This window comes from Polaribacter septentrionalilitoris, assembly GCF_009832745.1.
GTDB lineage: Bacteria > Bacteroidota > Bacteroidia > Flavobacteriales > Flavobacteriaceae > Polaribacter > Polaribacter septentrionalilitoris.
Genome location: NZ_VRMJ01000041.1, coordinates 330,415 through 354,624, shown reverse-complemented (window position 1 = coordinate 354,624; position 24,210 = coordinate 330,415). Strand labels below are relative to the sequence as shown.

At 32.6% G+C, this 24,210-nt stretch carries 19 protein-coding genes and 5 tRNA genes; 1 reads left to right on the top strand and 23 read right to left on the bottom strand.

From position 1 onward, the window contains the following. Positions 1–71: 71 nt before the first annotated feature. The 23 genes from rpoC to FP421_RS11665 all read right to left on the bottom strand — a co-directional run bounded on the left by rpoC (position 72) and on the right by FP421_RS11665 (position 21,269). Positions 72–4,343 (bottom strand): DNA-directed RNA polymerase subunit beta', encoded by a 4,272-nt coding sequence (rpoC, locus tag FP421_RS11775; protein ID WP_159950853.1) that lies wholly within the window; start codon positions 4,341–4,343, stop codon positions 72–74. A gap of 114 nt (positions 4,344–4,457) precedes the next feature. Continuing rightward, on the bottom strand, positions 4,458–8,267 hold the full coding sequence (gene rpoB, locus FP421_RS11770; protein ID WP_159950851.1) for a DNA-directed RNA polymerase subunit beta: 3,810 nt from the start codon (positions 8,265–8,267) through the stop codon (positions 4,458–4,460). Between the two features lie 155 nt (positions 8,268–8,422). Continuing rightward, on the bottom strand, positions 8,423–8,797 hold the full coding sequence (rplL, locus tag FP421_RS11765; protein ID WP_159950849.1) for a 50S ribosomal protein L7/L12: 375 nt from the start codon (positions 8,795–8,797) through the stop codon (positions 8,423–8,425). A 50-nt stretch (positions 8,798–8,847) separates the two neighbouring features. Then, positions 8,848–9,366 carry a 50S ribosomal protein L10 gene (gene rplJ / locus FP421_RS11760; protein ID WP_159950847.1) on the bottom strand — a complete coding sequence of 173 codons (519 nt, stop codon included), beginning with the start codon at positions 9,364–9,366 and terminating at the stop codon, positions 8,848–8,850. 19 nt (positions 9,367–9,385) lie between these two features. Beyond that, a complete protein-coding gene (gene rplA, locus FP421_RS11755; RefSeq protein WP_159950845.1) occupies positions 9,386–10,075 on the bottom strand; it encodes a 50S ribosomal protein L1 in 690 nt (229 codons plus the stop codon). A 20-nt stretch (positions 10,076–10,095) separates the two neighbouring features. Continuing rightward, positions 10,096–10,533: a 50S ribosomal protein L11 gene (rplK, locus tag FP421_RS11750; RefSeq protein ID WP_159950843.1), complete on the bottom strand. Its 438-nt coding sequence runs from the start codon at positions 10,531–10,533 to the stop codon at positions 10,096–10,098. A 71-nt stretch (positions 10,534–10,604) separates the two neighbouring features. Further along, on the bottom strand, positions 10,605–11,153 hold the full coding sequence (gene nusG / locus FP421_RS11745) for a transcription termination/antitermination protein NusG (protein ID WP_159950841.1): 549 nt from the start codon (positions 11,151–11,153) through the stop codon (positions 10,605–10,607). Positions 11,154–11,163: 10 nt separating this feature from the next. Next, complete coding sequence (secE, locus tag FP421_RS11740) at positions 11,164–11,352, bottom strand: preprotein translocase subunit SecE (RefSeq protein WP_114425156.1); 189 nt, start codon at positions 11,350–11,352, stop codon at positions 11,164–11,166. 18 nt (positions 11,353–11,370) lie between these two features. Next, positions 11,371–11,443: transfer RNA gene (locus FP421_RS11735), tRNA-Trp, on the bottom strand. Positions 11,444–11,519: 76 nt separating this feature from the next. Next, entirely contained in the window at positions 11,520–12,707 is a 1,188-nt protein-coding gene (tuf, locus tag FP421_RS11730; protein WP_159950839.1) for an elongation factor Tu, read from the bottom strand. A gap of 59 nt (positions 12,708–12,766) precedes the next feature. Next, positions 12,767–12,839: transfer RNA gene (locus FP421_RS11725), tRNA-Thr, on the bottom strand. Between the two features lie 17 nt (positions 12,840–12,856). After that, positions 12,857–12,929 (bottom strand) — tRNA-Gly (locus FP421_RS11720). 13 nt (positions 12,930–12,942) lie between these two features. Then, positions 12,943–13,024: transfer RNA gene (locus FP421_RS11715), tRNA-Tyr, on the bottom strand. A 35-nt stretch (positions 13,025–13,059) separates the two neighbouring features. Continuing rightward, a tRNA-Thr gene (locus FP421_RS11710) sits at positions 13,060–13,133 on the bottom strand. A gap of 110 nt (positions 13,134–13,243) precedes the next feature. Further along, positions 13,244–13,552: a ribosome hibernation-promoting factor, HPF/YfiA family gene (gene hpf / locus FP421_RS11705; protein ID WP_159950837.1), complete on the bottom strand. Its 309-nt coding sequence runs from the start codon at positions 13,550–13,552 to the stop codon at positions 13,244–13,246. Between the two features lie 3 nt (positions 13,553–13,555). Continuing rightward, entirely contained in the window at positions 13,556–14,446 is an 891-nt protein-coding gene (locus FP421_RS11700) for a tyrosine-type recombinase/integrase (RefSeq protein ID WP_159950835.1), read from the bottom strand. A 184-nt stretch (positions 14,447–14,630) separates the two neighbouring features. Next, complete coding sequence (gene rpsU, locus FP421_RS11695) at positions 14,631–14,828, bottom strand: 30S ribosomal protein S21 (RefSeq protein ID WP_015480739.1); 198 nt, start codon at positions 14,826–14,828, stop codon at positions 14,631–14,633. A 461-nt stretch (positions 14,829–15,289) separates the two neighbouring features. Beyond that, entirely contained in the window at positions 15,290–16,456 is a 1,167-nt protein-coding gene (locus tag FP421_RS11690) for an acyl-CoA dehydrogenase family protein (protein ID WP_159950833.1), read from the bottom strand. A 20-nt stretch (positions 16,457–16,476) separates the two neighbouring features. Then, positions 16,477–17,379 (bottom strand): ComEA family DNA-binding protein, encoded by a 903-nt coding sequence (locus FP421_RS11685; protein WP_159950831.1) that lies wholly within the window; start codon positions 17,377–17,379, stop codon positions 16,477–16,479. 12 nt (positions 17,380–17,391) lie between these two features. Next, positions 17,392–19,059 (bottom strand): alanine/glycine:cation symporter family protein, encoded by a 1,668-nt coding sequence (locus FP421_RS11680; RefSeq protein ID WP_159950829.1) that lies wholly within the window; start codon positions 19,057–19,059, stop codon positions 17,392–17,394. Between the two features lie 86 nt (positions 19,060–19,145). Further along, complete coding sequence (gene rfbD, locus FP421_RS11675; RefSeq protein WP_159950827.1) at positions 19,146–20,045, bottom strand: dTDP-4-dehydrorhamnose reductase; 900 nt, start codon at positions 20,043–20,045, stop codon at positions 19,146–19,148. After that, complete coding sequence (locus tag FP421_RS11670) at positions 20,046–21,044, bottom strand: potassium channel family protein (protein ID WP_159950825.1); 999 nt, start codon at positions 21,042–21,044, stop codon at positions 20,046–20,048. It lies immediately after the preceding gene. Positions 21,045–21,047: 3 nt separating this feature from the next. Further along, positions 21,048–21,269, bottom strand: a complete 222-nt coding sequence (locus tag FP421_RS11665) for a PspC domain-containing protein (RefSeq protein ID WP_159950823.1) — start codon at positions 21,267–21,269, stop codon at positions 21,048–21,050. Between the two features lie 113 nt (positions 21,270–21,382). Between FP421_RS11665 and uvrA the strand changes: the two genes are divergently transcribed. Beyond that, on the top strand, positions 21,383–24,205 hold the full coding sequence (gene uvrA, locus FP421_RS11660; protein ID WP_159950821.1) for an excinuclease ABC subunit UvrA: 2,823 nt from the start codon (positions 21,383–21,385) through the stop codon (positions 24,203–24,205). Positions 24,206–24,210 lie beyond the last annotated feature (5 nt).

Below are 24,210 nucleotides of genomic sequence, written 5' to 3'. Positions count from 1 at the left end.
AAGTTGAATTGAACACAGTAAAGATACTGCAAACAATTCAACTTTTAAATATTTAAACGTTTACACGTTATTTAGAAACTTTGTTCTATTTCGTCCTTAGGACCAACAATTAAGTTGTCGTAAGCTCTCATACCTGTACCCGCTGGAATTTTCTTACCAACAATTACATTTTCTTTTAATCCTTCTAAAGTATCTATTTTACCGTTTACAGCGGCTTCGTTTAATACTTTTGTAGTTTCTTGGAAAGAAGCTGCAGAAATAAACGATTTAGTCTGTAATGACGCTCTTGTAATACCTTGTAAAACTTGTTCTGCTGTTGCTGGTCTTGCATCTCTTGCCGTAACTAAGTTTTGATCATTTCTTCTTAATAAAGAGTTTTCATCTCTTAAATCACGTGCAGTGATAATTTGACCTGCTTTTAGGTTTTCTGAATCTCCAGCATCTTCAACAACTTTCATTCCGTAGATTGCGTCGTTTTCTGTGATAAAGTCGTTTTTGTGAATTAATTGATTCTCTAAGAATAATGTATCTCCAGAATCTATAATCTTAACTTTACGCATCATTTGACGAACAACAACTTCAAAATGTTTGTCGTTAATTTTTACACCTTGTAAACGATATACTTCTTGAATTTCGTTTACTAAGTATTCTTGTACTGCAGATGGTCCTTTAATTCTTAAGATATCAGAAGGAGTAGTTGCTCCATCTGATAATGGTAAACCAGCTTTAATAAAGTCGTTTTCTTGAACTAAGATCTGATTAGAAAGTTTTACTAAATACTTTTTAATATCACCAGTCTTAGACTCAACAATTATCTCTCTATTACCTCGCTTAATTTTACCAAAAGAAACTACACCATCAATCTCAGAAACTACAGATGGGTTAGAAGGGTTACGTGCTTCAAACAATTCTGTTACACGTGGTAAACCTCCTGTAATATCTCCTGCTTTTCCAGATTTTCTAGGAATCTTAACTAATGTTTTTCCACTTTCTACAGTATCTCCATTATCAACCATTAAGTGTGCTCCAACAGGTAAACTGTAAGAACGTAAAGCATTACCATCTTCATCTTCTATAATTAAAGAAGCAATGATTTTCTTGTTCTTAGAATCTGTAATTACTTTTTCTTGGAAACCAGTTTGCTCATCAATTTCAACAGAGTAGTTCATACCTTGCTCTAAATTGTCGAACTTCACTTTACCAGCAAATTCAGAAACAATTACACCGTTAAAAGGATCCCATTGTACAATAACATCTCCTTTTTTGATTGTTTTTCTATCCTTATCAAAAATGATAGAACCATAAGGTATGATATTTGTACTCTGCGTAATTCCTGTTTTCTTATCAACAATCTTAATTTCTGCTGTTCTAGAGATTACAATATCAACTTCATTGCCTTCGTTATCTTTACCTTTTACTGTACGTAAATCATCTATAGTAACATTACCATCAAACTTAGCAATTAACTTGTTGTCTTCTGATATATTACCTGCAACCCCACCAACGTGGAATGTACGTAATGTTAACTGTGTACCAGGTTCACCAATAGATTGTGCTGCAATTACACCAACTGCTTCACCAATTTGAACTTTGTTACGTGTAGATAAACTCTGACCATAACATTTAGCACAAATACCTTTTGAAGACTCACATGTCAATGGAGATCTTACTTCTAATCTATCAATTCCTGATTTTTCAACTTCTAAAGCCAATTGAGAAGAAATCGGTTGATTTGCTTCTAAAATAAGCTCTTCTGTTAATGGATGATATACATCATTTAAAGAAATACGTCCTTCTATTCTGTCTGATAAAGATTCTACAATTTCATCGTTTTTCTTTAAAGGAGTAACTTCTAGTCCTCTTAACGTACCACAATCTTCTTCGTTAATGATAACATCTTGAGAAACATCTACTAATCTACGTGTTAAGTAACCAGCATCTGCCGTTTTTAATGCGGTATCTGCTAATCCTTTACGAGCACCGTGAGTAGAAATAAAGTACTCTAAGATTGATAATCCTTCTTTAAAGTTAGAAAGAATTGGATTTTCAATAATTTCACCACCACCAGCAGTAGATTTTTTAGGTTTTGCCATTAATCCACGCATACCAGTTAACTGACGAATTTGCTCTTTAGAACCCCTTGCTCCAGAATCTAACATCATGTATACTGAGTTAAATCCTTGTTGGTCTTCACGTAAACGTTTCATCGATAACTCAGTTAATCTGTTGTTGGTAGAACCCCAAACATCAATTACCTGATTATAACGCTCTTTTTGCGTTAACATACCCATGTTATAATTCATTACAATACCATCAACTTCCTTGTTTGCTTCATCAATCATAGATTGTTTTTCTGCAGGAATAATGATATCTCCTAATGAGAATGATAAACCACCTTCGAAAGCGTATTTATATCCCATATTTTTAATTTGGTCTAAGAATTCTCCTGTAGTAGGGATATCAGTAGCTTTTAAGATTCCACCAATAATTCCACGTAAGTTTTTCTTAGTCAATACTTCATTGATATAACCAGCTGCAGCAGGAACTTTTTCATTAAATAAAACTCTACCTACTGTAGTTTCAATGATTTTTGTTACTTGCGCTCCGTTTTCAATATCTTGAGTTCTAACTTTTATAGATGCATTTAAATCTACTTGTTCCTCGTTGAACGCTATTGTTACTTCTTCTGGCGAATAGAAAGTTAACCCTTCTCCTTTAATAGGAACATCTTTGGTTGACTTTCTTTCTTTTGTCATATAATATAATCCAAGAACCATATCCTGAGAAGGAACTGTTACTGGAGCACCATTTGCAGGATTTAAGATATTATGAGAAGCCAACATTAATAATTGTGCTTCTAAAATAGCTTCAGGTCCTAATGGTAAGTGAACCGCCATTTGATCTCCATCAAAATCGGCATTAAATGCAGAACATGCTAATGGATGTAATTGAATTGCTTTTCCTTCAATTAATTTTGGTTGAAAAGCTTGGATACCTAATCTGTGTAACGTAGGAGCTCTGTTTAATAAAACTGGATGCCCTTTAATTACGTTTTCTAAAATATCCCAAACAACTGGTTCTTTTCTATCTATTATTTTCTTTGCAGATTTAACAGTTTTTACAATTCCTCTTTCAATCAACTTACGGATTACAAAAGGTTTGTACAATTCAGCTGCCATATCTTTTGGCAATCCACATTCAGACAATTTCATTTCTGGTCCAACAACAATTACAGAACGTGCAGAATAATCAACACGCTTTCCTAATAAGTTTTGACGGAAACGACCTTGTTTACCTTTTAATGAATCTGATAAAGATTTTAGAGGTCTGTTAGATTCTGTTTTTACTGCAGATGATTTACGTGTGTTATCAAATAAAGAATCTACAGATTCTTGTAACATACGTTTTTCATTACGTAAAATAACTTCTGGAGCTTTAATTTCAACTAATCTTTTTAAACGATTGTTTCTGATAATAACTCTTCTGTATAAATCATTTAAATCTGATGTTGCAAAACGACCACCATCTAAAGGCACTAACGGACGTAATTCTGGCGGAATTACTGGTACTGCCTTCATAATCATCCACTCAGGATTATTCTCTCTATTCTTTTGTGAATCTCTAAATGCTTCAACAACATTTAAACGCTTTAACGCCTCTGTTTTACGTTGCTTAGACGTTTCTGTGTTTGCTTTGTGTCTTAAATCAAAAGATAATTGGTCTAAATCTATACGAGCCAATAAGTCTATTAAACACTCAGCACCCATTTTAGCAATAAACTTATTTGGGTCTGCATCTTCTAGATATTGATTATCTTGTGGCAACTCGTCCACAATATCTAAATATTCTTCTTCAGTTAAGAAATCCATTTTTTGTAATGGTTCTCCTTCAACATTTTTTGCAATACCTGGTTGAATTACTACGTAACGTTCGTAGTAAATAATCATATCTAACTTTTTAGATGGTAACCCTAAAAGGTAACCCATTTTATTAGGTAATGATCTAAAGTACCAAATATGAGCCACAGGAACCACCAAGTTGATGTGCCCTACTCTATCTCTACGTACTTTCTTTTCGGTAACTTCTACCCCACATCTATCACAAACAATTCCTTTATAACGAATTCTTTTGTACTTTCCACAAGCACACTCATAATCCTTTACAGGACCAAAAATACGCTCACAAAATAAACCATCTCGTTCTGGTTTATGAGTACGATAATTTATAGTTTCTGGTTTTAAAACTTCACCTTTAGAAACTTCTAAAATAGCTTCTGGTGATGATAACCCAATTGAGATTTTATTAAACTTTTTTACAGTGTACTTCTCTTGTTTTCTTGCCATGTTCTTTTATATAGTTTTTGGTTTTTAGTTGTTAGTTTTTAGTTTTGACTCTCAAATTCTAATTAAAGGTTTGAAACCAATAACCAAGAACTAACAACTACCAACTATTAAAATTTATTCTTCTAATCTAACGTCTAATCCTAAACCTTTCAGTTCGTGCATTAATACGTTAAATGATTCTGGTAAACCTGGTTCTGGCATAGCTTCACCTTTAACGATACTTTCGTATGTTTTTGCTCTACCCATTACATCATCAGATTTTACAGTTAAGATTTCTCTTAAGATACTTGATGCCCCATATGCTTCAAGTGCCCAAACTTCCATCTCTCCAAAACGCTGACCACCAAACTGTGCTTTACCACCTAATGGTTGTTGTGTAATTAATGAATAAGGACCAATAGAACGCGCGTGCATTTTATCTTCAATCATGTGTCCTAATTTAATCATATAAATTACCCCAACTGTTGCAGGTTGATCAAAACGTTTTCCTGTTCCTCCATCATATAAATAAGTGTGTCCAAATCTTGGTACACCTGCATCATCTGTATATTTGTTGATTTCGTCTAAAGACGCTCCATCAAAAATTGGTGTTGCATATTTTTTGTCTAACTTTTGACCTGCCCATCCAAGAACAGTTTCATAAATCTGACCAATATTCATACGAGATGGTACACCTAACGGATTTAATACGATATCTACTGGAGTTCCGTCTTCTAAGAAAGGCATATCTTCAGCTCTTACAATACGTGCAACAATACCTTTGTTTCCGTGACGACCCGCCATTTTATCTCCTACTTTTAACTTACGTTTTTTAGCAATGTAGATTTTAGCTAGTTTTAAAATTCCTGCTGGTAATTCATCACCTACAGAAATAGTAAACTTTTGACGACGTAAAGAACCTTGTAAATCGTTTACTTTAATCTTATAATTATGAACTAACTCACCAACTAATTTGTTTAAGTCGCTATCTGTAGTCCAAGAACCTGTTAAATGCACATAATCATCAACAGAGTTTAACATTTTTAGTGTATATTTTTTACCTTTTGGTAATACTTCTTCACCTAAATCGTTAAATACACCTTGAGAAGTTTTTCCACTTATTAAAGTGAATAATTTTTCAATTAATTCATCTTTTAATCCTTCGAACTTAGAAACAAAAGATTGTTCTAAAGCAGCAACTGCTTCTTTATCTCTTAACCTCTTATTCTTATCTTTTACAGCTCTTTTAAATAATTTTTTATCAATTACTACACCTCTTAATGATGGAGAAGCTTTTAATGATGCATCTTTTACATCACCTGCTTTATCACCAAAAATAGCACGTAATAATTTTTCTTCTGGAGTTGGATCAGATTCTCCTTTTGGTGTAATCTTACCAATTAAGATATCACCAGGATTTACTTCTGCTCCAATTCTAATCATTCCATTTTCATCTAAATCTTTGGTAGCTTCTTCAGATACGTTAGGGATATCATTAGTCAACTCTTCAGTTCCTAATTTTGTATCTCTTACGTCTAAAGAATACTCATCAATGTGAATAGATGTAAATATATCTTCACGAACAACTCTTTCTGAAATTACAATTGCATCCTCAAAGTTATACCCTTTCCAAGGCATAAAGGCTACTTTCATATTTCTACCTAGCGCTAATTCTCCTTTTTGCGTTGCATAACCTTCACAAAGTACTTGTCCTTCAGAAACTCTATCTCCTTTTTCTACAATAGGTTTTAGGTTAATTGATGTACCTTGATTTGTTTTTCTAAACTTAATTAAGTTGTAAGAAACTTCATCAGAATCAAAACTTACAAGCCTTTCTTCATCAGTTCTATCATACTTAATGGTTATTTTGTTAGCATCTACATATGTTACAACTCCTGCTCCTTCTGCGTTTATTAAGATTCTAGAATCTTTTGCAACTCTACGTTCTAAACCTGTACCAACAATTGGTGATTCTGGACGTAATAATGGAACTGCTTGACGCATCATGTTAGATCCCATCAATGCACGGTTTGCATCATCATGCTCTAAAAACGGAATCAAAGATGCCGAAATTGAAGCAATTTGATTTGGTGCAACATCCATATATTGAATATCTTGTGGAGTTACCACAGGGAAATCACCTTCTTCACGAGCAATTACTCTATCTGTAACAAAACTTCCATCTTCATTTAATTCTAAATTAGATTGGGCAATTTTCATACCTTCTTCTTCTTCAGCACTTAAATAAATAGGCTCTTCTGGGGCTACAACACCGTCATTTACTTTTCTATATGGAGTTTCAATAAACCCTAAGTTGTTCACTTTTGCAAATACAGAAAGTGAAGAGATTAAACCAATGTTTGGTCCCTCAGGAGTTTCAATAGGACATAAACGACCATAATGTGTATAGTGAACGTCACGAACCTCGAAACCTGCTCTTTCTCTTGATAAACCTCCAGGTCCAAGTGCAGATAATCTACGCTTGTGTGTAATCTCTGCTAATGGATTTGTTTGATCCATAAACTGAGATAACTGGTTTGTACCAAAGAATGAGTTTATTACAGATGATAATGTTTTTGCATTAATTAAATCTATTGGTGTAAATACTTCGTTATCACGCACATTCATACGCTCACGAATGGTTCTAGCCATACGTGCTAAACCAACACCAAACTGACTTGCTAATTGCTCACCTACAGTTCTTACACGTCTGTTTGATAAGTGATCAATATCATCAACTTCTGCTTTAGAATTGATTAACTGTATTAAAAACTTGATAATTGTAATAATATCTAGTTTTGTTAATACTTTTTGGTCCATATCAACATCTAACTGAAGTTTAGTGTTCATTCTAAAACGACCAACTTCACCTAAATTATAACGTTGCTCTGAGAAAAATAACTTATCTATAATACCTCTTGCAGTTTCCTCATCTGGCGGTTCTGCATTACGTAATTGTCTATAAATATGTTCTACAGCTTCTTTCTCTGAGTTTGTAGGATCTTTTTGAAGTGTATTATGAATAATAGCATAATCTGCCATGTCGTTATCTTCTTTATGAAGTAAAACGGTTTTAGCACCTGCATCTATAATTTCATCAATATGTTCTTTTTCTAAAATTGTATCACGATCAAAAATAATTTCATTTCTTTCAATAGATACAACCTCTCCAGTATCTTCATCTACAAAATCTTCATGCCAAGTTTTTAAAACTCTGGCAGCTAATTTGCGACCTAATACTTTCTTTAATCCAGCTTTAGAAACTTTTATTTCTTCTGCAAGATCAAAAATCTCTAAAATATCTTTATCTCTTTCAAAACCTATGGCTCTGAATAATGTTGTTACTGGTAATTTTTTCTTTCTATCAATATAAGCGTACATTACTTGATTGATATCTGTAGCAAATTCTATCCAAGATCCTTTAAAAGGAATTACTCTTGCTGAATATAATTTAGTACCATTTGCGTGGAAAGATTGTCCAAAGAATACACCTGGTGATCTGTGTAACTGAGAAACTACCACACGCTCTGCACCATTAATTACAAAGGTACCAGAGTTTGTCATATAAGGAATTGTACCTAGATAAACATCTTGTACAATGGTTTCGAAATCTTCGTGTTCTGGGTCTGTACAGTATAATTTTAAACGTGCTTTTAACGGCACACTGTGTGTAAGCCCTCTTTCGATACATTCTTGAATAGAATATCTTGGTGGATCTACGAAGTAGTCTAAAAATTCTAATACGAATTGATTTCTTGTATCTGTAATTGGAAAGTTATCCATGAAGGTTTTGTACAAACCTTCTTCGCCTCTTTCTTCTGCTTTAGTTTGAAGTTGGAAAAAATCTTGAAAAGATTTTACCTGAATATCCAAAAAATCTGGATACTCTTTAATCATTTGAGAAGTTGCGAAGTTGATTCTTTCAGTAGTGTTTTTCGTTGCCAAAAGAGAATATTTTTTTGATTAAAATCTTGAATTAAAATAAAGAACGAATATATACACAAAATGGTTTAGGCCTAAAAACCGCAGTTTTTAGTACCTAAACCTAAATTTGTTATCTCGATTTCGATATCCTTGTTCGAAAATCGAGAAGTAATAGCTTACTTAAGCTCTACCTCAGCTCCTGCTTCTTCTAAAGATTTTTTAAGACCTTCTGCCTCATCTTTAGAAACTGCTTCTTTTACTGCTGCTGGTGCGCTATCAACGATACCTTTAGCTTCTTTTAATCCTAAACCAGTTAATTCTTTTACTAATTTAACTACTGCTAATTTAGAACCTCCTGCTGCTTTTAAGATTACATCGAATTCTGTTTGCTCTTCAGCTGCATCGTCTCCTCCTGCTGCTGGACCTGCTACTGCAACTGCTGCTGCTGCTGGCTCAATACCATATTCGTCTTTTAAGATAGTAGCTAATTCGTTAACTTCTTTTACTGTTAAGTTAACTAATTGTTCTGCGAAATCTTTTAAATCTGCCATTTTAATTGTTTTTAAAAATTTTGTTTATTATAGTTTATTTGTGCGCGTAATTATTTTTCAGATAATGTTTTGATAATACCTGAAAGTGTTTGTCCACCTGATTGTAATGCTGAAACAACATTCTTAGCTGGTGATTGTAATAATCCGATGATTTCTCCAATAAGTTCTTCTCTAGATTTAATATCTACTAAAGCATCTAATTGATCATCACCAATATAAATAGACTCTTCTGCAAAAGCCCCTTTTAATAATGGTCTATCTTTAGATTTCTTTCTGAACTCTTTGATTAGTTTTGCTGGTGCATTTGCTGCCTCAGCAATCATCATAGAAGTATTACCTTTTAATACTGATGTTAAGTCTCCAAAATCTTTATCTGAAGCTTCCATTGCTTTCTCAAGCAAAGTATTTTTAACAACTGATAACTGAACACCTGCCTTAAAACAAGCTCTACGTAAATTAGATGTTGTTTGTGCATCTAATCCAGAAATATCTGCTAAATATAAAGTGTTTGTGTCTGCTAATACTGCTGTTAAATCTTGTATTACTTGTGATTTCTCTTCTCTAGTCATAATTATAAGTTTTAACGTATTAAACAGTTTTAACTTCAACAGGAATACTAGGACTCATCGTGCTAGACATAAAAACGCTTTTTACATACGTTCCTTTCGCTGTTGTAGGTTTCAGTTTAAGAATTGTTTGAATTAATTCGTTTGCATTTTCTTCAATCTTCTTAGCATCAAAAGATACTTTTCCAATTGCAGCATGAACGATACCAGTTTTATCAACTTTAAAGTCGATTTTCCCTGCTTTTACATCCTGTACAGCTTTAGAAACATCCATTGTTACTGTACCAGTTTTTGGGTTTGGCATTAAACCTCTAGGACCTAAAATTCTTCCTAAAGGACCTAATTTACCCATTACACTTGGCATTGTAATGATTACGTCTACATCTGTCCATCCTCCTTTAATTTTTTGAAGGTACTCATCTAATCCAACATAATCTGCACCTGCTGCTGTAGCATCTGCTTCTTTATCTGGAGTTACTAATGCTAAAACTTTTACATCTTTACCAGTTCCGTGAGGTAATGTTACTACACCTCTAACCATTTGATTAGCTTTACGTGGATCTACTCCTAAACGAATTGCTAAATCTACTGATGCATCAAACTTTACATTAGTAATGTCTTTGACTAGCGCTGAAGCAGCTGCTAAATCATAAGATTGCGTTTTATCAACCTTAGCGTAAGCTTCTTTTTGCTTTTTTGTTAATTTTGCCATTTTACTACTTTTTATAAAGTTTATGCTGGTGCATCACCTTTTACTGTTAATCCCATAGAACGTGCTGTACCTGCAATCATACGCATTGCTGAAGCAACTTCAAAAGCATTTAAATCTGCCATTTTATCTTCTGCAATAACTTTAATTTGATCCCAAGTAACTGATGCTACTTTCTTTCTGTTTGGTTCTCCTGAACCTTTTTTGATTTTGGCCGCTTCTAGTAACTGTACTGCTGCAGGAGGAGTTTTTACAACAAAATCGAATGATTTGTCTTTGAAAACAGTAATAACCACAGGTAAAACTTTACCTTGCTTATCTTGCGTTCTTGCATTGAACTGTTTACAAAACTCCATAATGTTAACACCAGCAGCTCCTAAAGCGGGTCCAACCGGCGGCGATGGATTCGCTGCGCCTCCCCTTACTTGTAATTTAACTACTTTACTAACTTCTTTTGCCATTTTAAAAATGTTTAATGATTTGTTTTAGATTTGGAAGCTCAAAAACAAATCGATATATATTTGTGTAACAATTATATTTTTTCTACTTGCATATAACTTAACTCTAATGGTGTTTTTCTTCCAAAGATTTTCACCATTACTTCAAGCTTACGCTTTTCTTCATTTACTTTTTCGATAGTTCCGTCAAATCCATTAAAAGGACCGTCTACAACCTTTACAGTTTCGCCAACATTAAAAGGTATTGCAATGTTTTCTTCTTGAATTGACAATTCATCAACTTTACCTAACATTCTGTTTACTTCAGATTTACGCATAGGTACAGGATCTCCTCCTTTTGTTTCTCCTAAAAAACCAATAACACCTGTAATTGCCTTAATAACGTGAGGAACTTCTCCAGAAAGATTAGCCTCTACCATTATATAGCCAGGAAAATAAACTCTTTCTCTGTTAACTTTTTTACCGTTTCTAATTTGAACAACTTTTTCTGTTGGAACAATTACCTGACTAACATAATCAGATAACCCTACTCTAGAAATCTCAGTTTCTATATAAGATTTAACTTTATTTTCTTGTCCTCCAATGGCTCTTACAACATACCATTTCATTACTGAATCAGCCATAATTTATTTCTTAAAATAATTTGAAAAAGTTATCTAACCCAGTTTGAAAAACATAGTCTATACCAGCAACTGCTAATGCGAATAAAATTGTAAAAACAGCTACAGTTACAGTTGTTTTTTGAGCATCTTCTTTAGATATCCACGTCATGTGATTATTTAATTCGTCAAAAGAATCTTTGATATATTGTATAAAGTTCATCTTACTTATTTTGTTTTGCACGGGTTGAGAGGCTCGAACTCCCGACAACTGGTTTTGGAGACCAGTGCTCTACCAACTGAGCTAAACCCGTTCTTATTCATTGATAAAGGCGTTCCGTTAAAAACGGAACACCCTTAGAATTTATTAATCAATAAACTAATAAAATATTAGTCTAATAATTCAGTTACCTGACCTGCACCAACTGTTCTACCACCTTCACGGATTGCAAAACGTAAACCTAAGTTTAATGCGATTGGTTGAATTAAATCAACAGTAATTGTTAAGTTATCTCCTGGCATTACCATTTCAACTCCATCAGGTAAATTAATAGTACCTGTTACATCGGTAGTTCTTACATAGAACTGAGGACGATAGTTGTTATGGAATGGAGTATGACGTCCACCTTCTTCTTTTTTAAGAACATAAACCTCAGCTTTAAACTTAGCATGTGGAGTTACAGAACCTGGCTTACAGATTACCATACCTCTTTTGATTTGAGTTTTCTCAATACCTCTTAATAAGATACCAGCATTATCTCCAGCTTCACCTCTATCTAAGATTTGACGGAACATCTCGATACCAGTAATTGTAGATGCTAATTTTTCAGCCCCCATACCAATAATATCTACAGCATCACCAGTGTTAGCGATACCAGTTTCTATACGACCAGTAGCAACAGTACCACGACCAGTAATAGAAAACACATCTTCAATTGGCATTAAGAAATCTTTATCTACTTCTCTTAAAGGCTCTTCAATCCATGAATCACAAGCTTCCATTAACTCTAACACACTATCAACCCACTTTTGCTCTCCGTTTAAAGCTCCTAAAGCAGAACCCGAAACTACAGGACCATTATCTCCATCGTAATCATAGAAAGATAATAATTCTCTAACCTCCATATCTACTAATTCTAAAAGCTCCTCATCATCTACCATATCAACTTTGTTTAAGAAAACAACGATACGAGGAATACCTACTTGACGACCTAATAAGATATGCTCTCTAGTTTGAGGCATTGGACCATCTGTTGCAGCAACAACCAATATAGCACCATCCATCTGAGCAGCACCTGTTACCATGTTCTTCACATAATCGGCGTGACCTGGACAGTCAACGTGTGCATAGTGACGATTTGCTGTTTGATATTCTACGTGAGAAGTGTTAATTGTAATACCTCTTTCTTTTTCTTCTGGTGCATTATCAATCTGATCAAAAGATCTAGCTTCAGAGAAACCTGCATCAGCTAATACTTTAGTAATAGCCGCAGTTAAAGTTGTTTTACCGTGATCTACGTGTCCGATAGTACCAATGTTTAAGTGTGGTTTCGAACGGTCAAAAGTTCCTTTTGCCATAATTATTAATTTTAATTCTTAGTTTAAATATATTTAGTGTCTAATAATACTTTTTAATGAGCCAATGATGGGATTTGAACCCATGACCTCATCCCTACCAAGGATGCGCTCTACCAACTGAGCTACACCGGCTTGATTGGAATACTCTGAGCGAAAGACCGGGTTCGAACCGGCGACATTCAGCTTGGAAGGCTGACGCTCTACCAACTGAGCTACTTTCGCAAAATGTAAATTGTGGGGAGAGCAGGATTCGAACCTGCGAAGGTGTAACCAACGGAGTTACAGTCCGTCCTCGTTGACCGCTTGAGTATCTCCCCTCTAATTTACTATATCTATGAACTTATGTTTTTTGAGCCGATGGAGGGACTCGAACCCACGACCTGCTGATTACAAATCAGCTGCTCTAGCCAGCTGAGCTACATCGGCTTTTGTTGCGAAAATTATCACAAAAAAACAACCCGCTATTTCTAACGGATTGCAAATGTATAAAGTTTTTTTTATTTCTAAAACTTTTTATTATTATTTTTTTAAGTTTTTTACGAGATTAAAGAATCTCGATGTTTTTCTTTAGATCTTTTTAGCTGTCTTTTTAAATTATCTACTGCAGAATTAAGCCCTTCCTCAAAGGTTTTTGTTTGTCTTTTTACAATTAACTCGCTTCCTGGTATGTTAATTTTCACTTCTGTTATCTTATTTTCTTTATCACTTGTGTTTTGCACTTTTAAGAAAACCTCAGCATCAACAATTTTATCATGAAATTTAGTTAATGATGAAACTTTATTTTCTGAATATTCTACTAATTCTTTGTCTGCATTAAAGTTTACTGATTGCGTGAATACTTTCATACGTTACTTTTTTTTATTGCTCTTAGGGTGAGCTTGGTTATACACTTTTTTAATCGCATCTAAACTACTATTGGTATAGACTTGAGTTGAAGCTAAAGAAGAATGCCCTAACAATTCTTTAACCGAATTTATATCAGCCCCTTCATTTAAGAGATGTGTTGCAAAAGAATGTCTTAAAATATGAGGACTTTTTTTCTCTTTTGTAGAGACTTCACTAAAGTATGAATTAATAATTCTGTAAACAAGAGTTTCATATATTTTATTTCCTTTTTCAGTTATGAACAACTCATTTTTACCTTTTGAATACTCTTGTTTTAAATCTAAATAATTATTCAATGTCTTAACAACAGATTTTAATAAAGGCACATAACGCTCTTTATTTCTTTTTCCCAGCACTTTAATTGTTTTATCAGGCAGACTTATATCCTGTTCTTTTATACCTATTAGTTCAGCTCTTCTAATTCCTGTTGAGTAAAACAATTCGACAATTAACTTATTTCTAACTGACACAAAATCGTGATTATTTTGAGTGGTATTATAGATAACTTGATTAATTTCTAAAGCATTAAAGGGTACTTGTATTTTCTTTTCAACTTTTAACGCTTTATGTTTTGAAAGTGGATTTACTTGAATCTGATGTGTTTTTTGCAGAAATTTATAGAACGATTTTAAAGAACTTACTTTTCTATTTATAGTACGATTTGATAGTTGTAAATCTACTAAAGATACAATCCAACCTCTAATTTGATTGTAATGTACTTCTAGTAAATTTTCTTGATCATGTTCAGTTACTAAAAAATCTCTAAATGAAATTAAATCGTTTTTATAAGCAGTAACTGTATGAATTGAATATTTTTTTTCTAAGGATAAATATTCTAAAAAGGATTTTATCACGGTTGTTCGTTGTTTGTTGTTCGAAGTTCGATGTTAGTAAAACTACAAAAAAATACATAAAAAAACTCGTATTGAAAATTCAATACGAGTTTTATAATTTTAAGAAATAGATTCTGATTTTCATCAGAATTAGTTTAACTGTCAATTTTTAAGATTGCTAAGCAATTTTAAAAATTGGATTTCACTACCCTACTTCTTCTTGTGTTCTTAATCTTTGAACGTAAGACGCTTTAATTCTTTGAGCTCTTTTAGCAACAGATGGCTTTGTAAAGTTTTTTCTGTTACGTAAGTTCTTCATAGTCTTTGTTCTGTCAAACTTTCGTTTGTAACGTTTTAAAGCTCTATCTATATTCTCTCCTTCTTTTACAGGTATAATTAACATAAGTTGGCACCTCCCTTCATACGTATCTTTAATATTTTAAAACAGTTAAACTGTTGGTTTCTAAATTTTGGACTGCAAAGATAATTATTAATTATGAATTACAATTTTATTTTGCAATTTCTTTTATTGAGTTGCTTTTTGCGTTAGGGATTGGAGTGACATCCTTTTTTTGAAGAATGATAAAAAAGATAAAACGTAAAGCCCGACCTTTAGGGAACGCCCAAATACTTAGTTGTTAGTTGATAGTTGATAGTTGATAGTTGATAGTTGATAGGAAAAATGAAAATTACCTCATTAACATAAACTTTGACCATAAATTACCATTTTTGCGATAATCTTAGAATTATTTTCGCAAAAAGATAATTTAGAAAAACTATGTAGCTGGCTTGTACTCCTTCTTATCAATTACCATTTTTGCGATAATATTAGAATTATTTTCGCAAAAAGATAATTTAGAAAAACTATGTAGCTGGCTTGTACTCCTTCTTATCAATTACCATTTTTGCGATAATCTCTTTCAAGATTTCAGAAGTACCACCACCAATTGGACCCAGTCTGCTATCTCTTAATAAACGAGCCATTGGATACTCTTCCATATAACCATAACCTCCTAAAAGTTGAAGCGCATCATAAATAACCTCATCAGCCATTTTTGTTGATAATAACTTAGACATACTTGCTTCTTTTACTACATATTGCCCATTATCTAGACGTTTTGTAATGGAGTAATTGTATTCTCTACACATGTCTACTCTACTCGCCATTTCTGCTATTTTATGTCTTAATACTTGAAAGTTATCTAAAGATTTACCAAATGCAACACGTTCTTTTATATATTCTAAGGCATATTCTACTGCATATTCAGCCCTTGCATGTGCATTTACCCCCATTAACAAACGTTCTAAAGCAAAATGCTGCATAATATACGGAAACCCTTTTCCTTCTTCACCAAGCAAGTTTTCAGCTGGAATTTCTACGTTATCAAAAGCAATTTCACCTGTATCTGAAGCTTTCCAACCCAACTTGTCTAATTTTGTTGCTGAAATTCCTCTTGATGCTCTATCAACTATAAAAATACTAATACCTTTATATTTATCTGAAGGATCTGTTTTTGCAGCAACTATTAAATAGTCTGAATACACTCCATTTGTAATAAATGTTTTTGATCCGTTTAAAACATATTTGTCTCCTTGTTTTACTGCTGTTGAACGCATTCCTGCAACATCACTTCCACCAAAAGGTTCTGTGATACACAAACAACCAATCATGTCTCCCTCAACACTTGGTGTCAAATATTTTTCTTTTTGCTGATGATTTCCTTCTTTGTTCAAGTGTGTCATCGCTAGATATTCATGTGCCCACATTGCAGCTGCAAATCCGCCAGAATTGATTTTTTGCATTTCTTCTAAGAAGATAACTGTATAAAACAAATCTAAATCCATCCCTCCATATTCTTCTGGAGTAGACAAACCGAAATATCCCATTTCTCCAAATTTTTTCCAGATAAAACGTTCTATTTCACCATCTTTTTCCCACTTATTGATGTGTGGTACTACTTCTTTCTGTAAAAATTCTTTGAAACTTGCACGGAAAATCTCGTGCTCTTCAGTAAAATACATACTGTTCATTAGGCTCTAAATTTGTTAGTTTAATCAGCTAACAAATATAAGACTATTCTATCATACAATTCTACAGGAAAATCTTTGATATGTTGTAGTTCTGTTAAATTTTGAATTTCAGCAACTTCATCTCTATACTCAAAAATCTTTTTACATAATTTATAATCGATATAAGGATTTTTAAGCAACTGCTTGAAAGTAACAGTATTTACATTCACTTTTTTAATAATAGGTTTTTCTATTACCTTGAAAGTGGAGATGACTTTATTTGCAACTTCTTTATCTAAACCCCAAACCTCATAAATTTGATCTTCGAAAGAATATCCTTGTAATTTAGAACGATACTTAATAATACGTTCTGACAGCTTCTCTCCAATTCCGTATATGGTTTTAAAATCTTCTTGAGTTGCTTTGTTGATGTCTGTTGTTGATAATTTGTATTTTGATTTTTTATAATAAGGTTTCGCTATTGCGCTCGAAGTTAGCTTTAAACTTTTTTTATTCTGATTTCTTTTTACAACCCAATCAGGAAATTTGAAATAAGGAGATATTTGATCAAGTAAGCTATCGGAAATTTGAGTAATTTTTTGGAACTCTTCTTTTGAATTTATGAATTTATTCGTTTTTCTGAATGCTAGCAATCTATCAATTTCATCTAAAGACATCCCTAATTGTTCTCCTTTATAGTCTGAAATATAATTAGGATTAAATGGAAAAATCTTTGGTTTTCTATTTTCAATTTCTACCAATCTTAAACTATCAATCTGTTTATAAAACGATATAACTTGAGATGAGTTTGTATCCTTTTTTTTATCAGTAGAAAAATTACCAAAAACTATAAAAGACTGCAATGCTATGATAATAATAGCCAATAAAAAAATCCCATTCCTTTGGTTTTTGTTGTACCAGAAATGGGATTTAAAAAATTTCATATAAATTGATTTTTACATATGCTCATTGATATCAACAGCACCATCTTCTATAGCTTCTTCTTTTTTGCTAATAGCATTCATGTATTTACTTAGCTCTTTTTTAATAATTGGAGATAACATAATTACACCAATAATGTTTGGCACTACCATTGCAAAAATCATAGCATCTGAGAAATCGATAACAGCTCCTAAACTGATAGATGCACCTACAACTACGAACATTAAAAATAATACTTTATAAACTAAATCTGTAATTTTACCTTTTCCAAATAAGAATTTCCAACCTTGCATACCATAATAAGACCAAGAAATCATAGTAGAAAAAGCAAATAATATTACTGCAATTGTTAATACTACAGAGAAATGAGGAATTACAGAATCAAATGCTACAGCTGTTAACTCTACACCTTCTTTTATTTCCACTCCATATTGCATAAACTGACCATCGAAATTTGTAATAATGATTACCAAGGCAGTCATTGTACAAATTACTACTGTATCTACAAATGGCTCTAATAAAGCAACAATACCTTCACTTGCTGGGTATTTAGTTCTTACTGCAGAGTGTGCAATTGCTGCTGAACCTACACCAGCTTCGTTAGAAAATGCTCCTCTACGTATACCTTGAATCATTACACCTATTAAACCACCTGCTATACCTAATCCAGAAAATGCGCCTTCATAAATTAAAGCAAAAGCATCATCTATTAAACTAAAATTAGCAAACAAGATAATTAAAGCAGCTAATACATAAATACCTGCCATGAATGGTACTACTTTTTCTGTTACAGAAGCAATTCTTTTAATACCTCCAATAATTACAACTGCTACTAAAACCGCCATTACTATACCAAAATACAAACCTGCATTTGGCCCAGTTAATTCAAATAATTTTGTAAACTGTGCAGCTGCTTGGTTAGCTTGAAACATGTTTCCACCACCAAATGAACCTCCAATTACAAAAATTGCAAATAGCACAGCTAAAACCTTACCAAAACCACCTGCTCCTTTTTCTTTTAATCCTTTAGTTAAATAATACATTGGACCTCCATAAACAGTTCCATCTTCACCAACATCTCTATATTTTACACCTAATGTACATTCTGCAAATTTTGATGCCATTCCTAAAAGACCAGCAACTATCATCCAAAATGTTGCACCTGGACCACCAATTGATAAAGCTACTGCAACACCAGCAATATTACCTAAACCAACTGTTGCAGATAATGCTGCTGTTAATGCTTGGAAGTGAGAAACTTCTCCATCAGCACTTTCATCTCTAATTGTTTCAATTAAATCTCCACCTGGAGTTTGATCTCCATATGCTTTTTCATTATTTTCTTCACCAACAATTGCTTGTTGTGCATTTTCACCATAGAGTTTATCTACACCGTGTTTTTCAATATCTTCATACTTACCTCTAACTACCTGTATAGCTGTTAAAAAGCCCGTAAAATTGATAAACTTAAAGTAAAATGTAAAAAATAAAGCACCACCAATTAATACAATTAAAACCCATGGTATTTGAAATGTATCAGAAAAGGGAATTTCATAAAAAATAGCATCTACAAACCAACCTGTATAATCTTTAAAAGTTGCATCGATGCTATCTGTTGTGCTTTGTGCAAATGATATAATTGGAAATGCTAAAAGCAATAACGAAAGAAGTTTTTTTATCATAATAAAATTGTTAGTTTTGATTTTACTGTCGTGCAATATCTTAAAAAAATGGACTTTTAACAACTTTTAGTAGTTAAATGTCGATTTTAGTTTAAGGTTTCTTTAAATCTTTGTAAATCTTCTTTAAAGGATTTTGGATAAAAATTTAACTCTTCATTTGTTTTTGACAAATCAAAACCTGTTTTTGCTGGTCTTGGCGCTTTTTGATTTAAAGTTGAAGTAGAAATTGGTTTAATCAAACTTTTATCCAGCCCAAAAACGTCAGCAATTTGTTGTGCAATTTCAAAAACACTTAATAGTTTATTTGATGAAATATGGTAAATTCCTTTTGCTTCTTTATCCATAGAAATTTTACAGGCTAAAGCCAAATCTTCTACATAAGTTGGCATTCGAAACTGATCATCTACAATGGTAATTTCTTTCTCATTTTCTAACATCGATTTTACCCAAAGTACGATGTTGTTTCTACTCATATCATATACTTTACCATAAACCAAAATGGTTCTTAAAATGGTATAATTGATATTTGAATTTATTAAGACTTCTTCTGATTTTAGTTTCGACAACCCATAATAACTTAATGGATTTGGATTATCTGTTTCTTTGTAATAGCCTTTTTTTCCATCAAAAATAAAATCTGTAGATAGATGAATTACGTGTGCATTGACTTCTCCAGAAACTTCTGACAACCATCTTACAACTTCAACATTTAAAATATCACATTCCACTTTATGAGTTTCACAATCATCTACTTGTGTCATTGCAGCTGTATTGACTATAAAATCGGGTTGGATTTCTAAAAGTACTTTTTTAAGCTTTTGTTCATCAGTGATGTCAATGGAAATGTAATTGAAGTCATTTCTTCCACTTCTATTTTCTCCTCTCGAAAAACCAAATACTTGATACCTTTCTTTTTCTTGTGATAATAGGTTTAACAATGACTGTCCTAACAGTCCATTACTTCCTGTAATAACAACTTTAATCATTTAAAATAATTCTCTTAATTTAATAATTTGCTCTGGTCTACCTAGAACAATTAAATGTGCTTTTCTTACTAAAACTGTTGAAGCTTCAGGATTGATTATATAATCTCTATCAGGGTTTCTAAAACCAATTACAGTACAACCTGTTTGCCTTCTTAAATCTAAATCTAAAATGGTTTTACCTATGTATTTTTTAGGTAAATCATCTACATAAATTTCTTCTAAGTTTGCAGTTGTTTCTCCTTCTATAGTAAGCCTGTCAACAAATTCAATTACATCTGGAGTTGTTACCAAAGAAGCCATGTGATCTCCTCCTAATTTATCTGGCATAATTACATTGTCTGCTCCCGCAATTTTTAATTTACTGTATGAAGTTTCATTTGATGCTCTACTTATGATCTTACAATTTCTGTTTAATTGACTTGCCGTTAACACCACAAATAAATTGTTGGCATCAGATGGTAACGCTGTAATTAAGTATGCAGCATTCATAATACCAGCTCTTAAAAGCGTTTCATCAAGAGTAGCATCTCCATTAATATTTAAAAGTTCTTCAGAATCTAACAATTCAGACATTTCCTTGTCATATTCAACTACAACAAAGTCTTTATTATAGTTTTTAAGCTTTAAAATAGCTTGTTTTCCATTTCTACCATAGCCACAAACAATGGTATGACCTTTTAGCCTAGATATCTGTTTTTCCACTTTTCGATGTTTAAAATGTTCAAATAATCTACCACTTACTAAATATTCAGAAAACGATGAAATCGCGTAACCAAAAACTGTAATACTTGATAAAATTAAAAAAATTGTAAATATTTTTTCTTCAGGGGTAAAGGGTTGCACTTCACCAAACCCAACAGTTGTTACCGTAATTACGGTCATATATAGTGCATCAACAAAAGAAAAACCTGAAAGTAAAATATAACCTAAAGTACCTATTGTAATTGTCGATATTACTAAAAGTAATGTAGTATTTATTTTAGATTCTAGTAGCTTCATAAATTACAAATCAAATACAGAACTTCTTTTTGTATAGACCATATCTTTTAGTTTTAACAAAAAAGCCAATGTTAAATAAAAGCCAAAAGACAAACCTACTGTAAAAAATGTTACATAGATAAAAAACAGACGCACATTAGAGGCTCTCATCCCTAATCTATCTGCTAATCTGGTAAAAACACCAAATCCGTTTCTTTCAAAAAAATGTCGAATATTATCTAACATAAGCATCTTCCTTTTCCAATGCAAGATACTATTTTAAGAATTCATAACAACACTTCAATTAAAATTAAATTAGGATTCTTTAACTTTGCACTTTTCCTAAAAAAACTCACTTTTTGAAAGACCAAGAATATATAGAAGTTTATGGTGCAAGAGCACATAATTTAAAGAATATTGATGTCAAAATTCCTCGTGAAAAGCTAGTTGTAATTACTGGTTTAAGTGGAAGCGGTAAATCTTCTTTAGCTTTTGATACCATTTATGCTGAAGGTCAAAGACGTTATATAGAAACATTTTCTGCGTATGCTAGACAATTTTTAGGAGGATTGGAAAGACCTGATGTTGATAAAATTGATGGATTATCTCCAGTAATTTCTATTGAACAAAAAACCACCAATAAAAGTCCACGTTCTACTGTAGGAACCATTACAGAGATTTACGATTTTTTACGATTATTATTCGCAAGAGCTGCTGATGCCTATTCTTACAATACTGGGCAAAAAATGGTGAGTTATTCTGATGAACAAATCAGACAATTAATTTTAAAAGATTTTGATGGTAAAAAAGTAGCTGTTTTAGCACCTTTAATTAAATCTAGAAAAGGGCATTATCGAGAACTTTTTGAACAGATTTCTAAGCAAGGTTTTGTTAGAGTTCGTGTTGATGGAGAAATTAGAGAGATTGAAAAAGGAATGCGTTTAGATCGCTATAAAACACATGATATAGAGGTTGTTATCGATCGATTATTAATTAATGAATCTGCAGAGAAAAGACTTGAAGAAACCATAAAAACAGCATTGTATTCTGGAAACAACATTATGATGGTTATTGATATTAATGAAAACACTCCTCGTTATTTTAGCCGTGAATTGATGTGTCCAACAACTGGGATTGCCTATCCAAATCCAGAGCCAAATACATTTTCTTTCAACTCACCAAAAGGAGCTTGTCCAACTTGTAATGGATTAGGAATTACTAATGAAATTAATTTAAAAAAGGTAATTCCTGACAATAGTGTTTCTATAAAAAATGGTGGAATTATTCCTTTGGGAGAACAAAAAAATAGTTGGATTTTTAAACAACTGCAAAATATTGCTGAACGTTATAAATTCAATTTAACTGATGCTATAAAAGACATTCCTAAAGAAGCTTTAGAAATGATTTTAAATGGCGGAAATGAATCTTTTGAAATCACTTCTAAAACTGTTGGAGTTACAAGAAATTATAAAATTGATTTTGAAGGAATTGTAGCGTTTATTGAAAATCAATACAAAAGCGCTGAAAGTACTTCTATAAAACGATGGGCAAAAGGTTTCATGGATGAAGTTACCTGTTCTAACTGCCAAGGAAAACGTTTAAAAAAAGAAGCGTTACATTTTAAAATCACAGATAAAAACATCAGTGATCTAGCACAATTAGACGTTACAGAATTGGCTGCTTGGTTTTCGAAAATAGAAGCAAATTTATCACAAAAACAAATCACGATAGCATCTGAAATATTAAAAGAAATTAGAACTAGAATTCAGTTTTTATTGGATGTTGGTTTAGATTACTTAACACTAGACAGAACTTCAAAATCACTTTCTGGTGGAGAAGCTCAACGAATTCGTTTAGCGACTCAAATTGGATCGCAACTGGTTGGTGTTTTGTATATTTTGGATGAACCTAGCATTGGCTTGCATCAACGTGACAATCAAAAATTAATCGATTCTTTAATTAAATTACGAGACGTTGGAAACTCTGTTCTAGTAGTTGAGCATGATGAAGATATGATTAAAAAAGCAGATTTTGTTTTAGACATTGGCCCTGGTGCTGGTAGACATGGTGGTGAAATTGTTAGCGAAGGCACTTTTAACGATTTAAAAGAACACAACACACTAACTGCAGATTATTTAACAGGGAAAAAAGAAATTTCTATTCCAAAAAAGAGAAGAGAAGGAAATGGAAAAACCATCAAATTAAAAGGTGCTACTGGCAACAATTTAAAAAATGTTTCAGTTGAATTTCCACTCGGAAAAATGATTTGCGTGACTGGTGTTTCTGGAAGTGGAAAATCAACTTTAATCAACGAAACTTTATACCCTATTTTAAATGCTCATATATATAGAGGTGTAAAAAAACCAATGCCTTACAAGAAAATTGAAGGTTTAGAAAATGTAGATAAAGTTATTGATATCGATCAATCTCCTATTGGTAGAACTCCTCGCTCTAATCCAGCAACTTACACCAAAACCTTTGACGAAATTCGAAGTTTATTTGCAAAAACTCCAGAAGCGTCAATTCGCGGTTACAAACCTGGTCGTTTTTCATTTAATGTAAAAGGCGGTCGTTGTGAAACTTGCCAAGGAGGTGGTGTTCGTGTTATCGAAATGAATTTTTTACCTGATGTTCAGGTAGAGTGTGAAACCTGTCAAGGAAAACGTTTTAACCGAGAAACTTTAGAAATCCGTTACAAAGGAAAATCAATTTCTGATGTCTTAAATATGACCATTGAAGACGCCACTAATTTCTTTGAACACATTCCTAAAATCTATAGAAAACTAAAAACCATAAAAGATGTTGGTTTAGGGTACATTACTCTTGGTCAACAATCTACAACACTTTCTGGAGGTGAAGCACAACGTATTAAATTGGCTGCCGAATTATCAAAAAGAGATACAGGAAATACCTTTTACATTCTAGATGAACCTACAACAGGATTACATTTTGAGGACATTAGAGTACTAATGGAAGTCTTGAATAAATTAGCCAATAAAGGAAATACAGTTTTAATAATTGAGCACAATTTAGATGTCATAAAATTAGCTGATCATATTATTGATGTTGGCATGGAAGGTGGAAAAAAAGGCGGAAAAATTTTAGTTACAGGTTCACCTGAGCAAGTTGCTCAACACAAAACAAGCTACACTGCAAAGTTTTTAAAAAAAGAATTAGTTTAGCAAGC